Here is a 16,915-nt window from a genome sequence, read left to right as displayed (position 1 = left end):
TAAAACCGGGTCATTCAAATCCTTCAGATATCTTTTATAATCTGTGGCAAAATAATCGCCCTCCCTTGTTTTTCTATCTGTTAGCAAAAAGATTAGAAGAACAGTACAAGATATTATGATTAACCCTACTAAATCCATAGTAATCTAATGTAGATGCTCTAAAATTGATTTATAAATCCTTTCCTAATATTTAAGAAAAACATTCAACATTTCAACTAATTTTGAAATTAATGCTTCATATTTTTTATTTTTCAATACCAAATATAGTATTGTAGCACAGTCCTTCCATAATGGGTCGGCCTCTACGAAGTTGAAAGAGGTCATTTTGCGCAGATGCCTCCATGCCTTTTTTCCAAACAAAGAATTACAACTTCTCCCCAAAAAACGCCAGCGTCTCCTTCCACATCTCCCGCGTATACTCATGCCCTACCCCCTCGTATTCGAGGTGTTTGAACTGCCCAGCTTTACCATACATGCCATATACTTTTTCCAAAAAGCCATTGATGTAATTGACCCCTTCCAGTGGTGCCATCCGGTCAGCTTTGCCCGACATGGTGAGCAATGCCCGCGGTGCAATACAAGCCAAAACCGCCTCGTTGTCGAAATGTCGCAGCAAATCCTGGACGTAATAATAGATGCCGTGTGAGCCCATTCGCCCCAACTTGATCAGTTCTTGATTGCGCACGATACATGCTACTGCTACGGTTGCCTTCACCCGGTCATCCACTGCAGCCAACCAGTATGAGCGCAAGCAGCCCATACTCATGCCCACTGCGCCAATACGGGCGGGGTCTACTTCGGTACGAGCACAGAGGTAGTCCAGGGCCATTTGGTCATCGCGCACCATACTGCCCCAGAAGCTGCGGCCTTTCAGTAGGTTGATCCGGGCCCAGGTGAGTTCTTCATTTTTGCCTTTTTCTTCCGGGCCATTGGGGCCTTTGCCCGAACGTTCACCAAAGGCATAGGAATCGATCGCCAGTACGACATAACCCTTTTTCACCAAGTCTTCACCAGGCCCGCTGTCGTTGACCCAGTTCAGCTTGAAGAGTTCGTCTTTGCCGTGGGCGTAGTCACCGCCGTGGTAGTGGTGGTAAAGGATGCCGGGGGCTTTGGGGGCGCGTTGATCAGGGATCAGCAGGATGCCCGGTACAGTGGCGTCAATGCCGTTGAAAAATTCAAAGTATTCGATGGTATAACCCGCACGTTTTTCGGTACGCAAAGTTTTGGCCTGGATGCTCGGGCGTGCAGGTAAGGGGCCGAAACAGGACTGGATGGTTTGGCGTACGGCTTTGCGCCCTTTTTCCCAGGCTTTGGCGGAACTGGGCAAGGGGAATTGGGGATACTCGAAAGAAACGTCCTGATATTGGGTGCCACTTTGTGCCAAACTTTCAAAAACAAAAAAAAAACTGAAGGCTAGGAATAAGGCGTAGGTTATTTTTTGCATATGACTGAGTTAATTCTTTAACTTGACAACATGATCCCTAAGGTGATTTCTAAGGTGTCTTTGTTTCTGGGGTGGTTCAAATAAAACTCTTGCGCGCAAGCGCGAAGAGCACATTTTTTCTTCACCACCTTAGAAACCAAAGACACCTTAGAAATCACCTTAGCAATAGTTTTACTTCCGGTTGTACACTTTGGCCGACACCTCCGTAGCCAATTCCACCTCTTTCTTCGCCTGCTTCAAATCAGTGTTCAACAAACGCACATCCGCCGAGCGCTGCCCACTGATGTGCAGCAACAAGTCTATTGGCCCCTGATAACGGATGCCATCCAGGGTGACTTGCTTGCTGTTTTGCACCTGCATCAAGCGTTTTTCCTCCGTGAACAGACCAATGTTTTTGAGCTGAATGTTTTCTGCTTCTACACAGACCAGGCCCTCGGTACAACTCAAGTTGGCATTTTCAATGCTGATGTTGCGGATGGGCATTTCAGGTAGGCCGCGGATGAGGATACCCGTTGCAGCGCCTTGACAAACAATGTTTTTGATGTGAAAATTGCGGAATTGAGGGGTGCCTTCACCTAGTGGTTCTGCCTTCATTTCCGGCAATACATTTTTTTCACCATTCAGTGCCACCGGATCTTTGGCCATGTAGTACATGTCAAAGAGGATGGCCTCTCCGGGGATATTGGTCATGTTGATGTCGCTCACGTAGATGTTCTCCACGATGCCACCCCGACCACGGGCGGTTTTAAAACGCAAGCCGACATCGGTCCCCAGGAAATTACAATCCGACACAAAAAGATTGCGCACCCCGCCCGACATTTCGGAGCCGATGACGAATCCGCCGTGCCCGTGAAAAACGGTACAGTTGCGCACGATGATGTTTTCGGTGGGAATTCCCCGCTTGCGGCCCTCCGCATCGCGACCCGATTTGATACAGATGCCATCGTCGCCAGTATCGAAAGAGCAGCCTTCCACCAGGCCATTGCGGCAAGATTCCAGGTCGAGGGCGTCGTTGTTTTGGCCATACCAGGGGTTACGCACGATTACGTTACGCAGGGTGATGTGCTCACAAAGCAGGGGGTGAATGGTCCAGGCTGGGGAGTTTTGGAAAGTGATGCCTTCCAGTAAAACTTGCTTACAGCGGGAAAGGGAAACCATGTTGGGCCGTAGGAAGTCCTTGAACTCATTGCAATTGTTCAGGTTGAATCCGGCGGAAATGATACCCGGCTTTTGGATTTTAACTCCGTTGAGGGAATTCTGCGAAGGGTACCAGGTGCGTTTTTCTTCATCCAAGACCCCACCGGAAGCCACGAGTTTTTTCCATTGGGCCTCGGTGAGTTTTTCTTTTTTGACTTGTCGCCACACTTGTCCGGCACCATCCACCATGCCCTGGCCAGTGATGGCAATGTTTTGAGCTTCCACAGCCGAAATCGGCGCCTGACAACGGATGGCGTCCTGCCCTTCCCAGGTGGTTTTTACCAAGGGGTAGTCTTCCCGTTTGTTGCTGAATTGTAACAAAGCGCTTTTGGCGATGTGCAAGTTCACATTGCTTTTGAGCACAATGGGGCCGGTGAGCCAGAATCCGTTGGGGATCAGCACTACCCCACCTCCAGCTTCATTGGCGAGGGTGATGGCCTGATTGATGGCGGTGGTATTCAGGGTGATTCCATCCGATTTTGCGCCATAACGCAGGATATTGAAGGTGTCCTTGCGGAAAACAGCTGGAGCAATTTTGGGCAGTTCATATTCAAATTTATCGGCAAAACGGGTGGTTTTGAGCAAACCCAACAGTGGATTACCCATTTCCTTGATGCCTGCGGCGGCAAGGCTAGCCATTACACTGGCGCCATATTGCGAAAAATGAGTATCGTCAATTTTGCCCTCGGGAAACTTGGTATACATTTTCCCGGGTAGGTGCATAAACAAGCGTTTGGAGCCTTCGACTCCCATTTTTCCAATCACCTCGCGGCTTTTGGCGTGCATGTCGATCAGTGGCACGCGTAGTGCTTTGGCTACTTCTTTGACTACTTGGGGATATTCTCCGTGCTGGTCTACAAATTTCCCATTTTCGTCAAATTTGCGACGCATGACAGGGGTGAGCAGGATGGGATTTCCACCCTTAGCCCTTGCTTCTTCTACGTAACGAGTCAGGTTTTTGCGGTAATCGGTTTGGGGGGCGGCATAACGGGTGGTATCGGTATTTTTTTGGTCGTTGTGCCCAAATTGGATCAACACCCAGTCGCCAGGGCGCATTTGTTCCAGTACTTTTCCCCAACGGCCTTCAGTACGGAAACTCTTGGTACTTCGGCCGTTTACGGCGTGGTTTTGTACTTCTACGCCTTCTGAGAAGTATTGGGGCAACACCATCCCCCAGCCCGTTTCGGGTGCATCAGTGGGGAGTTTATTGGCCATGGTGGAATCGCCGATGAGGAAGATGCGGGTTTTGTCCTCGCCGGAATGGAAGGCGAAAAAAGAAAGGCAGAGGTAGAGGAGGATATTTTTCATGGTGCAAGACTTTTTATGGAGTTATAAGTGATGAGTGATGAATTGTACCATCATTCATTTTTAGCTTTCCACGTAGGGTATTCCTTATCAATCAATTTCGCAGGCCAGTTACCATAGTATGCATAGCCCGTCCGGCGCTCATTTTCAATTTCTGCCAAAGTGGCCTTGGGTTGACTATCCCGACCTACAAAAAAAGGCAGGTTGGTTTTTAGGTCATAAAAACGCGCCCAGAGCACCGAATGGGGGTCGGCAACCACCACCCGATCTTTGCCTTTGGGCTGCTTGGGATCAGCGATGTCTTGTAATTTGATGCCTTTGATTCTGACTGCATCCAGCCAGGCTACTCCCGCATGAATCGCCTTTTTCACTGCATCAGAAGGCTGTTCGATGGCCATCAAAAAGCGCAGAATGCCTACACTTTCATTGCCGCTGAGGGAGGGCAGTTCAAATGCACGAGCCTTGGCTGGTTGCAGGGTTTTACTGTCGTGTTGGGCGCACCACACTGTCAAAGTAGTTCCCTGATAAAATTGAGTTTTCAGGATACACTCAATGCCCTTATCTACTGCTTTTTGTGCATCCAACCCCAATGTTTCTTTCAATAGTCCGAAGTATTGCTGGCCAGTAGCCGTGTATTTCATCACCCAGAGTACATCGATCATGGCGTGATCGTTGTAGGTGATGTGTTTGTGGTAGCCACTGGAATCAGGGTAAAATTGGGGCCAGCCTCCAGCTTTGTTTTGAGCCTGGAGCAGGTAACGCACCCCATTTTCGGCGGCTTTCAGGTAAGCGGGGTTTTTCGTTTTGTTATACGCTTCCATCAGGTATTTGATCTCGCGGGTAGTCGCCTGATCATCAATGGTGGTATCAAATTTGTTTTTTTCGCTGAGGAGTTTGGTTTTGGTACTTTCTTCAAGGACCTTATTGTAGTTAATGGCGTTGCCACCGGGTTGGGGCCAGCCACCGTTATTGCGCTGGTAAAGCAGCATCTTTTCGGCGATAGAATCCTGTTCTACAACTTCTGGATTCAATGCAACTTGAGTTTGTTGCTGCACATGGCAACCACTCGTCAAAACAACGAATGGCGACCACAGCATTGCCAGCAAGATGCTTATTTTTTTAATAGTCATCATCTAGAGATAAATCAACGCAATACGTCAACGGGTTGTGGATCCATATCGGTGTATTCCTGGTTTTCGCCGGCCATGCCCCAAATGAAGGAGTAGCTGCTGGTACCTGAACCCGCGTGGATAGACCAGGGTGGTGAAATAATAGCCTGGTGATTTGCTACCCAAAGGTGCCGGGTTTCTTGCGGCTCACCCATCAGGTGCAGTACCCTTTGGCTTTCGGGGACATTGAAGTAGAAGTAGGCTTCCATCCGGCGATCGTGTACATGAGGAGGCATGGTATTCCAAACACTACCCGGAGCCAGTACCGTCAAGCCCATCACCAACTGGCAACTGCGGATGCCTTCCAGGTAAATGTACTTGTAAATGGTGCGTTTGTTGGCCGTTTCCATGGCGCCCATTTCCACCGGCGAAGCTTCTTCTTTGAGCAAACGCCGGGTGGGGTAATTTTGGTGAGCCGGGGAGGACAAGAGGTAATAATGGGCCGGAGTGCTGGGGTCTACACTTTCCAGTACAACCTGTTCATTGCCTTTGCCCACATAAAGGCAAGCCATGAACGGCAAATCGTAAACCTCAGCGCCCACTTTGACCCGACCATCTCCACCTACGTTGATGATGCCCAATTCTCTCCTTTCCAAAAAATAGTTGCTGCGCAAAATGGGATAAGTGGGAAGTGTCAAACCACTGGTCGTTGGCGTAGCACCACCGATAATGACCCGGTCGTAATGCGAATACACCAAATTGATTTCACCAGGTGCGCAGACTTTTTCAATCAAAAAATGCTCGCGCAAAGCCTGACTGTTCAGGCTTGCAGTTTCTTTAGGACCGATTGCGGTGCGGATTTGCATATTTTTTAAGTTGAGGAGTTGATAAAAGTTGAGAGAGCATGAGGCTATCGCAGCGACTTCGACAAGGACGCGTCTAAGTCTCTGCGGTAGCCACACCCACACATTCACACATCACACCCACACCCTATCTCCCCATCCAACCGCCATCGACGGTCAAAATGGTGCCATTTACATAACTGGAAGCCTCGGAAGCCAAAAAGACAACCGGGCCTTTAAAGTCTGCGGGTTCGCCCCAGCGGCCAGCCGGGATACGATCCAGGATGGTTTTGCTGCGTACGGGGTCGTTGCGCAGGGCTTCGGTGTTATCAGTAGCAATATAACCAGGTGCGATGCCGTTGACGTTGACCCCTTTGCCCGCCCATTCGTTGGCGAGGGCTTTGATCAAACTGGCGATAGCCCCCTTGCTGGCTGCATAACCGGGTACGGTGATCCCGCCTTGAAAGGACAACAATGAGGCCGTGAAGATGATTTTTCCACTGCCCCGAGCCACCATTTCTTTGCCAATTTCGCGGGCGAGTACAAATTGGGAATTGAGGTTGATTTCGATGACGCGGTCCCAGTATTCATCAGGGTGTTCGGCGGCGGGTTTACGCATAATGGTACCCGCGTTGTTGATCAGGATGTCGATGACTGGGAAATCCTGCTTTACTTTGTTGATGAAGGCATACAGTTTGTCTCTTTGGCTGAAATCAGCCTGATAAGGGTAAAACTTGCGCCCCAGTGATTGCACATAATCGCCAATTTCACTGCCATTCAAATCGAGGCTGGAAGATACGCCAATAATGTCCGCTCCGGCTTCGGAGAGCCCTTCGGCCATGCTCCGACCAATGCCGCGATTACAACCAGTGACTAAGGCAACCTGATTATCCAGCCTAAATTTTTGCTCAATATTCATCATACAATAAATTAAAAATTAAAATTTTATTTTGACAAAACTAAGGATAACCATACGAAGCTAGGCGGAATATTGGCGATGTTTTAATTCATTTGGCTAATTTTCTACGCAAACGTTATCGGGAACGTTTGCATGAACAACTTTTTTTAAAATACTTTAGGGTAAATCTTGAGTCCTTGCGTCTTTATGCCATATCTTGTATGTTGCATAGCCGACTAAAAAATATCTTTTGGAACCAGTAACGATTAAAGACATTGCCAAGGCACTCAAGTTGTCTACCTCTACGGTCTCCCGAGCCCTGCGGGATAGTTATGAGATCAATGCTGAGACCAAACGTTTGGTGCAGGAATATGCCACCAAAATGAACTATCGCCCCAATCCCATCGCCCAGGGGTTAAAGGAAAACCGCAGTCGGGCCATTGCAGTGATTGTGCCCGAAATTGCCAACAATTTTTTTTCAGAAGCCATCACCGGGATTGAAGATGTAGCCAATAACCTTGGCTATGACGTAGTGATTTTTCAAAGCCACGAGTCTTACGATAAAGAAGTGGCAAACGTGCGCAACGTAGTAGCCCGGCGGGTAGATGGCTTGCTGATTTCCATTTCCAACCAAACCAAAGATGTGTCCCACCTGAGTGATTTGCACGAAAGGGGTTTCCCGCTGGTGTTTTTCGATCGGGTTTCAGACGAAATCGATACTTATAAGGTCGTGGCAGACAATTTTTCGGGGGCATTTATGGCTACCGATCACCTGTTGAATACAGGGCGAAAACAAATCGCGCACATCACCAGTGCAGCGGGGTTGTACATCACTAAAGAGCGATTATCCGGTTACAAGGCTGCATTGGAAAAACATGGCATCCCTTATGACCCTGATTTGGTACACTATTGCTGCAATTTTGACTCCCAGGAAATGGATGGCATCATCGAAAACATGTTGTCAAAACATCCCCGGCCCGATGCCATTTTTACCGCTAGTGATCGTTTGGCCTTGGCTTGTTTTGAAGTTTTATCGCGGCGGGGTATTCGTTGCCCCGAGGATCTGGCATTGATCGGTTTCACCAACCTCAAAGTGGCACACCTGCTTTCTCCTGCCCTGACTACCGTAACTCAGCCGGCCTTTGAAATTGGCCAAGCTGCGGTGGAGTTGTTGATTGATTTGATTGAAAAAAAGAAGCGGCAGATGGGGGGCTCGTATTTGATTAAGTTGCCAACAGAGTTGGTGGTGAGGGCCTCGTCGGTGTAAGCTCCTTTATTCGCAAAAGCAACGATTTTTTGATAAAATAGTGGGCAAGAGTTGAAGGTTTTACCCAGGGTAAATAGTCCTTAAATTTACCATATCCGGAAAACGACGATTCATATCCCTCAATTTAAACACTTGCTCTTCATTGATGATTTTTATGGTCTGAACTGCACTTAATAGGGCTTGTTGTCTTTCCACTTCATTTAGCATAAAAGGGCTATGTGCAATTTTATTTTCTAAATCTGCATCAGAAGGATCGAGGTCCAAATACTCTTGAATAAACATGTCCACAGTTGCAATCGCTTGTTCTATCACTGTTTCCAGTTCTTGTAGGTCAAAATCACGCAACAAACGAAGCAGTGAATAACAGGCAATGCAAAAATCAAAAGCATAAGCTGCAGCTCCTTCTTCTTCATCCAGGTCCGGAGTGAGCGCTTCGATTTGTTCCAAAAAACTGCATAATGAAACTTTTTTAGTATCTGGAAAGGCTATGATGTAATCGAAACAGGCATTTAAAATTGCCATGGCGGCTTCGGTCTTTTCTTTTTCTTGGGCGAAAAAATAATCAAAATTTGCCTTCATTTTTTCAACGAGCAAGCAAGCGAATAAGCCTTGTTGGGGAAAGGTAAGGTGTGATGATTTATTGAGTATTTGTTTGACTATTTTCATTTTCGCTCAAATACTAAGCCGCCGCAAACTCCGACATCCCTCTCACATCCGCGGGATGAAACCCTATCACAATCTCAGACTTAGCTATTCCCATCTCTTCAAGCCTACTGATGATATCATAATCCGTATTGTTTTCTTGCAGCCATATTTTACCCCCTTTGATGTCGAAATGTAGAATACAGAAATATACTCGTCGTCCATTTTCCCAGCCAAGTGACAAAAGTTGATAATGGTCGCGTTCTGTATCGAATGAGACGTATTCCTCTACGTTAGGGTTTTCTTTGTGTGTTCCACTTGCTAGGTATCCATTCAGCAATTGCGTGATGGCCTCGCGATATTTCACCATTTTTTCCATAGCATTATGATTTCTTCAATGTGATCGTAAACAAGCAGATTCATCTTATCTTCTTCAACGATTTCTTTAATGAGTGGCCGTTGAAAAAATTTTAGCCATCTTTATTTTTTACCTACCACAAAATAAACCTATTTCTCCGGGAAATGCAAGCCCGCACTTTGCATCAATGCCACAAGGTTTGGCCGCCTTTTGTACTCAGCACGAATGGCTTGTACCAAAGCGACAAAAGTTTGCTTTTCCATCAATTCCCGTAGCAAAAGCAGGACTTCTACAACCCTCTGGTAGCTGTACTCTTTGGCTATTGGTAATGCCTGTTCCAATACCTGCTTAAAAATGACTTGGGCTTCTTTGGGAAACAGTAAGAGATTGCGTTTAAAAAAATCATATTGGGTAACTTGTGGGAAGTCCTTGGGGTGGCTTTTAAAAAGCTGGACTACTTCTGGTGTACGAAAACTTTCTTCAAGGTATTGGGCAAAATTCCCGACCTGTCGCTTTTTTAACAAAGTCTCCAGTTCTGTTTGTGCCTCTGGCAGGAATTGAAGTGAAAAACTTAAACTTCGGGCAGTAGCTCTTTCTTCTACATAGCGATATACCCATTTTTTAAGGTCCTGATTCTGTTTGTCTTTATGCAATAACTCAAGTAACTTCTCATAGAGAGGTTCGGAACCATAAGCAATATTGTAGGAGTCGTTCCAATGTTTTTTTACTGGTTGAGGCAATTTTCTGGTCAATAACAGGATGGCTTCCTGACCTTGCCCTTCTTGTTCATATAAATCAACCAGTTCAAGCATAAAAAAAGGATCAGACATTGTTTTTAGCAATTGCTTTTGCTCTGTTGTATTCAATAAAGGTTTTAAAAAAAACCAGATCGCTTGCTGTTGGTCATGTGCTTGTTGAGACAACAAATCATTGGCAATAAATAGATTTTTTAGGTTTACACCTTTTGATTCGTTTAGTTTAGGCAGTAATACGGACCAGAAATTATCACAGATGGCGAATTGCAAATTTCCAAATACCTCCAATATCTCTGACAAGCCTTCTACAAAAAGAGGCTCCGGTAAGGAAGAAACAAACTCGGCGATATAGGCACCTAGTTCAATGCCTTCAAAAACTCCATCATTGTAATCATCGTAGAGGTATCCTTCACTTTTTGCATTGTCGATCCCTTCAACGACCTTTCGCAATAACTTGAAAATTTTTTCTGGCATCAGGCTCCAGAGCGGGCGAAGCGTTTCCAGGTGTTTGAGGAGTTTTTCTTCGTAAGTGTAAAGGTCATATTCATAAGCATTGTTGAGTATTTTTTTGACTTTCTTTTCGGCTTTTTGAAAAAGCTCCTGCTGCGCAGTTACACTTCCAGACTGTAAAGCCAGGGATTTGCGCAGGGATTCAGGAGCATGTTGTAAGACAAGCGTTTCCAATTCCTCCCGGCTGCGTGCTTTTACCCAAGCTTTAAAATCGAATGGTGCGCCACCCGCAGGTTCACTAGACGTAATGACAATCGAGGTATTTTCAACATAATTGATTTCATCCAAATCTTTAGCTTCACGCAGGTACTGCAAAAAAGCCGCCAGATGTTTACAGGCACCACCGTCGTAAGGGCAGGAACAATCTCCATACAAACGAGCTGTGTTGGCCTCGTGTTTGATGTCTACTTCGTATTCTTCAGAGCCATAGATCAAGGTTTGAGCCAGACCTGGCGCATAATCCACATCTTCAATTTGATCGATGTAATCATGAGATCGTTGTAGAATAACCGGACCAAAAATGGCGTACATACGTGCGTCGCTTAGGTTTTGGATGGCTTCAGCTAAGGTAGATTGGATCGGAAGGTGGATGAGAAATTGCATGACAACTATTTGAGTCAGCAATATAAAAATCATTGGGTTCTCCCAAAAACAAAGTAAAAATCAAAAATCCACCCTTTTTCCACCCCATCCAATTTGAAAAGCTTTTGCCTGGGTACTAATTTTACCCACAGTAATTCACCATTAATCATTTCAAACCGATGAGCAACAAATCAAAAGCTTCTTATACCTTGGGGGTGTTGATCTTTATCGCGCTGCTCCCACTAAGTTTTTATGCCAATGCGCAAGGTTTTACTTTTCTGATCAACTCGCAGTATGCATGGGTAATTTGGATTGGAATTGGTGTGGCCGGACTGGTTTTAGGTCCATGGAGCAATGATTTATCCTCCGATAAACTGCTGGCGATTGGGATTTTATATTCAATTCTTCCCTTAACCGTTTATGGGGGTGAATCACGAGGTTTGCAATTTATATTTTTGGCCCAACACATTGAATTTGCTATTGGTTATTGGGTTTTGGCTTCATTGGCTTGGGTCAGGTATTTTTTCTCTTTAAAAGCCATTAATAACGGATGATCTCATCTGAACGCAAGCAACAAATCGTATTAGGCCTGGCAATTTTTCTTGCCCTGAATGCCATCAGCTATTCATTTAATGGTTGGCAAAATCAGTGGCTTTGGGAAAAAAGGCCCTTGATTGCACTGGGGCTGTTGTTGCTTGCGTTTTTGTTCATCCGTATTTGGCTGCAATTAGAGCTTGAAAAACAAAAAGAACGGATTTTACAAGCGATACAAGGTCAGAATCAGCCTCAACTTGAAGATTTTACCCGCCAGCTTTCCCCCCGGGAACGGGAAGTACTTGCCTTAATCCGAACGGGAAAAAGCAATCAGCAAATTGCAGATGAATTGTTTATTGCCCTCAGCACGGTCAAAACGCACATCAACAACATCTACAAAATTTTGGAGGTAACAAACCGGAGGGAAGCCTTAGATAAACTTAAACGCTGAGAAAGTCCGATCATCACCCCTTCTCACCGAACCCAAAACCTCGGCTTCACCTTCGTCCGATACACACTTTCAACACAAGACACACAAAGTGTTGAGGCAGTGGGAAGAGGAATTGGATCACAAGTAAAATACCCAGGTTTAGAGGTATTGATGCGGGAAATAAAATAGCCCCCTTCCTCCATATCCGATACTTCAAATAAACCATACACAGCCTGACTTGAATCACTCACACAGGTCAAATTGCCTCGCACCGCCGCTGGAGCAGTATCAAAAAGGCTCCCATTGTTGCTGGTCAATCGATCTACGGTGCGCCAATAGTTGTAGGCTTCTTTGGAGATGGAGCGTTGTTGAATTTCGATGTAATAATCTCGTGGGCAGTAGGGAATTCTGGAAATCGGGTAGCGGGTGATGGTTTTTCCATTGATCAGTACATCTGAATAAACATTGGTACAATTAACGTAGCAGCGTACAATATCCCAACAAGTTTCACAACAAGGCAAGCCCACCAAAGTAGCATAAGGTAAGCCTCCCAGCGGGATTCCATCAAATTGAGCACAATAGGAAATTTGCTCGTAATGCACCCAATCCCAGCGGTAAAAATCCCCTTTCGTAGCCGGGTCATCCATTTCCAACAGTACTTTGAATCCTTTCACCACTGGCCCAAGGCGTGAATCGTCCACAATGATTTCTTCCCGGTATACTTTTTTGATGGGTGGTGCTTCCCGCAGGGTTTGAGGCAGGGATTCTATCTTGCGTTGGTCGGGAGTTAAAATGTGGAGTACATAAGTTTTTCCGGGTTCTCCAACAAAATCTCGATCGACTGGAAGGTAGTAGCCAATCCGGGTCGGGTCGGGTTTGAAATTTTGTCTAAGTCCTTGATTATCGATGATCCATACCTGGGCGTCCAGAATGGGATAATTGAGTCCTCGTGTGGTATAGGGGGCCAGGCGTTGTATCCTCACCTCCTGCTTGCCCTTAGTGGTATTCAGGTAGGCTGAAATAGTGATCCCTTCATCCAGCGTAGGTAGTTCTATATCCACAGGTTTGGTACAGGCAAACAACCCGAATACCAGCAATACACTCAAACCCTGCCAAAGAGAGGGCAATATTTTGCGATTCATGTAGCTTGTTGTGATCGATGTAGCTTGTAAAATAGTTGCTATACTTTTAATAGCCAAATGAATACGCATTTGAGTCGGTCATTGGGCAAAAAATTCAGCAGATTAGAACCTCAGCATCCCCAACAACAATTCTACCCAACGTCCGTACATCTTCCCCGATGGATGTAATAAATCTTTCGCAATCAGGTCTTTTTCTTTCAGGGCTTCTTTCGATATCGGCGTAATGTCACAATAGGCTACCCCATAGTTTTCACTGATCTTTTTATTGGCCACATTAAATTCATCAATTTCCCGACTGATGCGCCCTGCCTGGAAACGCTGCCCAAAGGGCGTAACCCCATAATCGGGGATAGAAAGGACAATCACTTTCTTTTTATCTTTTCCAGCCAATTCGATCGCCCGTTTTAGGAGGTTTTCAAATTCGAGTTTGTATTGTTCCAAAGATCCACCCCGATACTGGTTGTTGACCCCGATCAATAGCGTCACCAGGTCCCAGGTGGTTCCGCTCAGGTTTTCGCGATCCATGGCTACACTGAGCTGATCGGTAGACCAACCGACGCGGGCGATGATTTTGGGCTTTTGAATTTTGATGCCTTTTTGCTGTAAGGCTTTGACCAGTTGCATGGGAAAACGTTCGGCAACTTCGACGCTGGTACCAATGGTGTAGGAATCGCCAAGGGCGAGGTAGCGGAGGGAGTCACTGGCAGGCGTCTGGGATTGGCAAGCCCAAGAGAACAAGCACAATGTAGTGGCAGCAAAGAAAGTCTTCAACATGGATTCTCTTATTTTTTAAGCATCAACATAACTCTTCTAAGGTGCCTCTAAGGTGTCTGTGGTTTCTTAGGTGGTTCAATAAAACTCTTGCGCGCAAGCGCGAAGAGCACATTTTTTTCACCACCTAAGAAACCACAGACACTTTAGAGGCACCTTAGATTAGCGCATCAGCGTCACCTCCCCCTTGCGCATTTGCAATTGCCCATCGGCCAGTTCCACACTCACCGTATAGGTATACACCCCGGGGAGCATATCCACTCCCTTGTAACGCCCATCCCAGCCGCGGCGGCCTTCATTGGGCAGGAAATCCTGATCCTCGTGGATAAGCAATCCCCAGCGGTTGAAAATCTGGATGCGTACGACCCTATGGATTTGATTCCGATTGGCGTGTACCACCAGTAGGTCATTGAGCCCATCTCCATTGGGTGAAAAAGCATTCGGGACGTATAGGTCAATTTGTTGATTCAGTTTAACATTGATAAACGCCGAGCCAAGGCAACCAAAAATATCTTCCATTATTATGGTGTAGGTATCGTTTTTGAGCGCTTGCAACTGAGGTTTGAGGCAATCGGTACAACTCAGGCCTCGGGCGGGCTGCCATTTGATGCTTTTGATCAAGCTCTCTGGAATATTCAGATTGGGACTGAACGTATAATCTTGCCCCAACTCCAACAACACCGTAGGATCCAGTTCGACCATTTTGTCAAACCGAGAGGGCATGATGAAATTTTGGTTCACGATACACCCTGCCGCATCCTGGATGCGCAAGTCGTAACGATCACCAGAATTGAGCTGACTAAAAACCTGTTCGTTTTCAAAGGGATCACCGTTGATGCTGTACAAATAAGGTGGAGTACCTCCAGAAGCAGCAAAAGAAATAAAGGGGCCACTGAATTCCTGACAATCAAAGGTGATTGAATCCAGAGCTGGAGGTTGACGAACCTCTACCTCTACATTGGTAAAGCAGTTTTTGGCATCGGTGATGGTTACTGCGTATTTACCCGCAGCAAGGTTTTGGATCGTTGGGCCATTGTCAGCACTGGCGTTCCATTTGAACTGATAGGGTGCGGTTCCCCCCGCCACTTCGACGCGGATGGAGCCGTCATTGGCCTGGTAACAACTTACCTGGCGCGAGGTAGCAAGGGTTTTGATTTGATAGTTGCGGATTTCGGCCCTGCCACTCACTTTGCCTTCACAAAGGGCATCCTGAAAATCCAGTAACTCAATCCGCCCTTCCAGGTTGGTATTGATGGTGTAAGGATTGTCAAAGGTTTCTAATTTTTGCTGGGCCACCCCATTTATCGCATAAGTAAAGGTATAGGGCGGAAAACCCGAGAAATAAATGGGGATTGAAACGGTATCATTGGAACAAACTTCGCGCAAGCTATTGAGGCGAGCCTCGGGCGGTTTGCGGCGGCGCACGATCACTTGATCATCAATGACGCGGCCACAGGCATCTTTCATATTGACCCTGTAGGTGGTGTCTATTTTGGCAATGGCCCTGAACTGAGTCAAAGTATCCCCACTGCTCCAACGAAAGCGGTATGGGCCTATCCCTCCGCTTGGCTTTATCTGCAACAATACTGTGTCGCCGATGCAAGACTCCACTGTTTTTAAACCTGTGTTTAGAGGAGGAGGATCTTCAATGTACAATCGGGCCGTGTCACTGATACAGGAACATGGGAAATCCAGTTCAAGAATGATGTCTTCCAAGCCCTCATTGACCTGATCCAGAATGGATTCAATTTTAATGGTCGTAAAAACTTTTCCGCTCGGGATGGTCACGGAAGAAGGTAAGGGTTTAAAATCGGCACCGGATTTGGCCTGACTGGCATTGGCTACCCGAATCCCAATGGTCAGTGGTAAAGTAGTTTGAGTAGGGTCCTTGCGACTGACCATAAATTGCCCTTCTCCACAGCCCTCAACGATGGTGTCCTGTTGTACCCCGTCGCCTACTGCCAGATTGATGCTGCCGCCAATGTTGAAACTTTCCGCTTCCAAAAAAACGGCAGAATCAAATTGACCATCGTTGACATCGGAAATGACCAGGCGCAGGTGGTAGGTCTCACAGGGTTTGAGTTTAAGGGTGGCGGTCATCACCTGGGTGTAACCGTCGTACTGGATGTTGCCCAGATTGGGAGAGTTCGTCCAGGGAATGCCGCAGCGGTCGGCATCATCTTTGAGTTCGTTGTGGACGAAGTAATTTTGATTGGTATTGTGGTTAATGGTGTTGATCGAAACATAGTCCTTGCTTCCTGGCACCAGGGCTACATTGATGGCCTGATTGCTAAAAGAGCCATTGATCCCTGGGCCGCTTACAAAAAAACCAAAAACATCGTTGAAGTTGGAACCAACAAACTCGCAGTATTCTTCAGATGCAAAAACGTAGCGGAAAGTGACAACCGAATCGAGTGGCACAAAATCAAATTCAATACCCACGGCATCCTGAATGTTTAGCTGAGACAATTGTTTCAGGTCAGGATCGCCAGTAAGGTCTTTAAAATCTCCACTAACTCGCCGGGAGTCGTTGGGGCCTTCACTGTTTTCAATAGGTCCAGTCGACAAAAGCACACCCCGGTTGATGCCGATAATGGATTGGCCATTTTCAAAATAACCAATGCCTCCACTGTTGCCAATACCTTTGATGTTGAAGGTGTTGCGACATGCGCCCCCTACAAATACATCCTGAACCAGTCGTTCTACGGTGTAACGGTGACTGGCGTCGATACCGGCCAAAGTTGGAGAGTGCTTTGGCCCAGGATTTTGTCCGAACATTTCGATCAATACAAACGCAACAGAGGCAATGTTCCACATAATGCAGTGAATCGGTCTTTGGAATTATGATTTAGACATGCTCTTAGTCTCCAATAAAGGTACGTTTTTACCGTTATTAAAATTGCAGTGTTAACATAAAAGCTTTTTGTCCTTCACCGCTTTTTATTCCCATACTAACCTTTACAAGGTATCTTTTGAACTTTACCCTGATTCACTTACACATCTATGACAAAAAGACTATATTTACGCTGCGTTTCTCCAACGCTTATATGTTTTTTTACTATCTTTAAGAGGCTATCTACACCCATCTATGCCCCCTTCGGCTATTGTTAACAGAATACTCCATGTAGT

At 46.3% G+C, this 16,915-nt stretch carries 14 protein-coding genes; 3 read left to right on the top strand and 11 right to left on the bottom strand.

Going from position 1 to position 16,915, the window contains the following annotated elements:
• Positions 1-364: 364 nt before the first annotated feature.
• The 5 genes from SFV55_RS17860 to SFV55_RS17840 all read right to left on the bottom strand — a co-directional run bounded on the left by SFV55_RS17860 (position 365) and on the right by SFV55_RS17840 (position 6,810).
• Entirely contained in the window at positions 365-1,444 is a 1,080-nt protein-coding gene (locus tag SFV55_RS17860) for a dienelactone hydrolase family protein (RefSeq protein ID WP_320030895.1), read from the bottom strand.
• Between the two features lie 171 nt (positions 1,445-1,615).
• Positions 1,616-3,949, bottom strand: a complete 2,334-nt coding sequence (locus SFV55_RS17855) for a glycosyl hydrolase family 28 protein (protein ID WP_320030894.1) — start codon at positions 3,947-3,949, stop codon at positions 1,616-1,618.
• 50 nt (positions 3,950-3,999) lie between these two features.
• A complete protein-coding gene (gene pelA, locus SFV55_RS17850) occupies positions 4,000-5,043 on the bottom strand; it encodes a pectate lyase (protein ID WP_320030926.1) in 1,044 nt (347 codons plus the stop codon).
• Positions 5,044-5,090: 47 nt separating this feature from the next.
• Positions 5,091-5,921 (bottom strand): 5-dehydro-4-deoxy-D-glucuronate isomerase, encoded by an 831-nt coding sequence (gene kduI, locus SFV55_RS17845; RefSeq protein ID WP_320030893.1) that lies wholly within the window; start codon positions 5,919-5,921, stop codon positions 5,091-5,093.
• A 124-nt stretch (positions 5,922-6,045) separates the two neighbouring features.
• On the bottom strand, positions 6,046-6,810 hold the full coding sequence (locus tag SFV55_RS17840; RefSeq protein ID WP_320030925.1) for an SDR family oxidoreductase: 765 nt from the start codon (positions 6,808-6,810) through the stop codon (positions 6,046-6,048).
• Between the two features lie 235 nt (positions 6,811-7,045).
• Here SFV55_RS17840 and SFV55_RS17835 point away from each other — a divergent pair, with 235 nt between their 5' ends.
• Positions 7,046-8,062 carry a LacI family DNA-binding transcriptional regulator gene (locus SFV55_RS17835; protein ID WP_320030892.1) on the top strand — a complete coding sequence of 339 codons (1,017 nt, stop codon included), beginning with the start codon at positions 7,046-7,048 and terminating at the stop codon, positions 8,060-8,062.
• Positions 8,063-8,122: 60 nt separating this feature from the next.
• Here the strand turns inward: SFV55_RS17835 and SFV55_RS17830 are convergent, their stop codons facing one another.
• The 3 genes from SFV55_RS17830 to SFV55_RS17820 form a co-directional block, all read right to left on the bottom strand.
• Positions 8,123-8,728, bottom strand: a complete 606-nt coding sequence (locus tag SFV55_RS17830) for a DUF416 family protein (RefSeq protein WP_320030891.1) — start codon at positions 8,726-8,728, stop codon at positions 8,123-8,125.
• Between the two features lie 13 nt (positions 8,729-8,741).
• Complete coding sequence (locus SFV55_RS17825) at positions 8,742-9,083, bottom strand: XisI protein (RefSeq protein ID WP_320030890.1); 342 nt, start codon at positions 9,081-9,083, stop codon at positions 8,742-8,744.
• Between the two features lie 128 nt (positions 9,084-9,211).
• The gene (locus SFV55_RS17820) at positions 9,212-10,930 is read right to left on the bottom strand and encodes a hypothetical protein (RefSeq protein ID WP_320030889.1); all 1,719 of its coding nucleotides are present in this window, start codon (positions 10,928-10,930) and stop codon (positions 9,212-9,214) included.
• Positions 10,931-11,088: 158 nt separating this feature from the next.
• On the opposite strand from SFV55_RS17820, the gene SFV55_RS17815 reads away from it, so the two are divergent.
• Together SFV55_RS17815 and SFV55_RS17810 are read left to right on the top strand one after the other, a co-directional pair.
• Positions 11,089-11,463 carry a hypothetical protein gene (locus SFV55_RS17815; protein ID WP_320030888.1) on the top strand — a complete coding sequence of 125 codons (375 nt, stop codon included), beginning with the start codon at positions 11,089-11,091 and terminating at the stop codon, positions 11,461-11,463.
• The gene (locus SFV55_RS17810) at positions 11,460-11,894 is read left to right on the top strand and encodes a helix-turn-helix transcriptional regulator (protein WP_320030887.1); all 435 of its coding nucleotides are present in this window, start codon (positions 11,460-11,462) and stop codon (positions 11,892-11,894) included. Before SFV55_RS17815 ends, SFV55_RS17810 begins: the two co-directional genes overlap by 4 nt.
• A 23-nt stretch (positions 11,895-11,917) precedes the next feature.
• Here SFV55_RS17810 and SFV55_RS17805 read toward each other — a convergent pair whose 3' ends face one another.
• The 3 genes from SFV55_RS17805 to SFV55_RS17795 form a co-directional block, all read right to left on the bottom strand.
• On the bottom strand, positions 11,918-13,015 hold the full coding sequence (locus SFV55_RS17805) for a DUF4249 domain-containing protein (protein ID WP_320030886.1): 1,098 nt from the start codon (positions 13,013-13,015) through the stop codon (positions 11,918-11,920).
• Positions 13,016-13,117: 102 nt separating this feature from the next.
• The gene (locus tag SFV55_RS17800) at positions 13,118-13,789 is read right to left on the bottom strand and encodes an SGNH/GDSL hydrolase family protein (protein ID WP_320030885.1); all 672 of its coding nucleotides are present in this window, start codon (positions 13,787-13,789) and stop codon (positions 13,118-13,120) included.
• A 159-nt stretch (positions 13,790-13,948) separates the two neighbouring features.
• On the bottom strand, positions 13,949-16,603 hold the full coding sequence (locus SFV55_RS17795) for a choice-of-anchor L domain-containing protein (RefSeq protein WP_320030884.1): 2,655 nt from the start codon (positions 16,601-16,603) through the stop codon (positions 13,949-13,951).
• Positions 16,604-16,915: the final 312 nt, after the last annotated feature.

Source organism: Haliscomenobacter sp., from assembly GCF_033763495.1.
In the GTDB taxonomy this organism is placed as follows: Bacteria; Bacteroidota; Bacteroidia; order Chitinophagales; family Saprospiraceae; genus Haliscomenobacter.
Note: the sequence above shows the minus strand (reverse complement) of the source record. Positions and strands in the feature narration are given on the sequence as shown.

What these genes read in the sequence shown, in the direction of transcription:
- SFV55_RS17860 (WP_320030895.1), bottom strand. Translation starts at nt 1,444, where the DNA reads ATGCAAAAAATAACCTACGCCTTATTCCTAGCCTTCAGTTTTTTTTTT.
- SFV55_RS17855 (WP_320030894.1), bottom strand. Translation starts at nt 3,949, where the DNA reads ATGAAAAATATCCTCCTCTACCTCTGCCTTTCTTTTTTCGCCTTCCAT.
- pelA (WP_320030926.1), bottom strand. Translation starts at nt 5,043, where the DNA reads ATGCTGTGGTCGCCATTCGTTGTTTTGACGAGTGGTTGCCATGTGCAG.
- kduI (WP_320030893.1), bottom strand. Translation starts at nt 5,921, where the DNA reads ATGCAAATCCGCACCGCAATCGGTCCTAAAGAAACTGCAAGCCTGAAC.
- SFV55_RS17830 (WP_320030891.1), bottom strand. Translation starts at nt 8,728, where the DNA reads ATGAAAATAGTCAAACAAATACTCAATAAATCATCACACCTTACCTTT.
- SFV55_RS17825 (WP_320030890.1), bottom strand. Translation starts at nt 9,083, where the DNA reads ATGGAAAAAATGGTGAAATATCGCGAGGCCATCACGCAATTGCTGAAT.
- SFV55_RS17820 (WP_320030889.1), bottom strand. Translation starts at nt 10,930, where the DNA reads ATGCAATTTCTCATCCACCTTCCGATCCAATCTACCTTAGCTGAAGCC.
- SFV55_RS17815 (WP_320030888.1), top strand. Translation starts at nt 11,089, where the DNA reads ATGAGCAACAAATCAAAAGCTTCTTATACCTTGGGGGTGTTGATCTTT.
- SFV55_RS17810 (WP_320030887.1), top strand. Translation starts at nt 11,460, where the DNA reads ATGATCTCATCTGAACGCAAGCAACAAATCGTATTAGGCCTGGCAATT.
- SFV55_RS17805 (WP_320030886.1), bottom strand. Translation starts at nt 13,015, where the DNA reads ATGAATCGCAAAATATTGCCCTCTCTTTGGCAGGGTTTGAGTGTATTG.
- SFV55_RS17800 (WP_320030885.1), bottom strand. Translation starts at nt 13,789, where the DNA reads ATGTTGAAGACTTTCTTTGCTGCCACTACATTGTGCTTGTTCTCTTGG.
- SFV55_RS17795 (WP_320030884.1), bottom strand. Translation starts at nt 16,603, where the DNA reads ATGTGGAACATTGCCTCTGTTGCGTTTGTATTGATCGAAATGTTCGGA.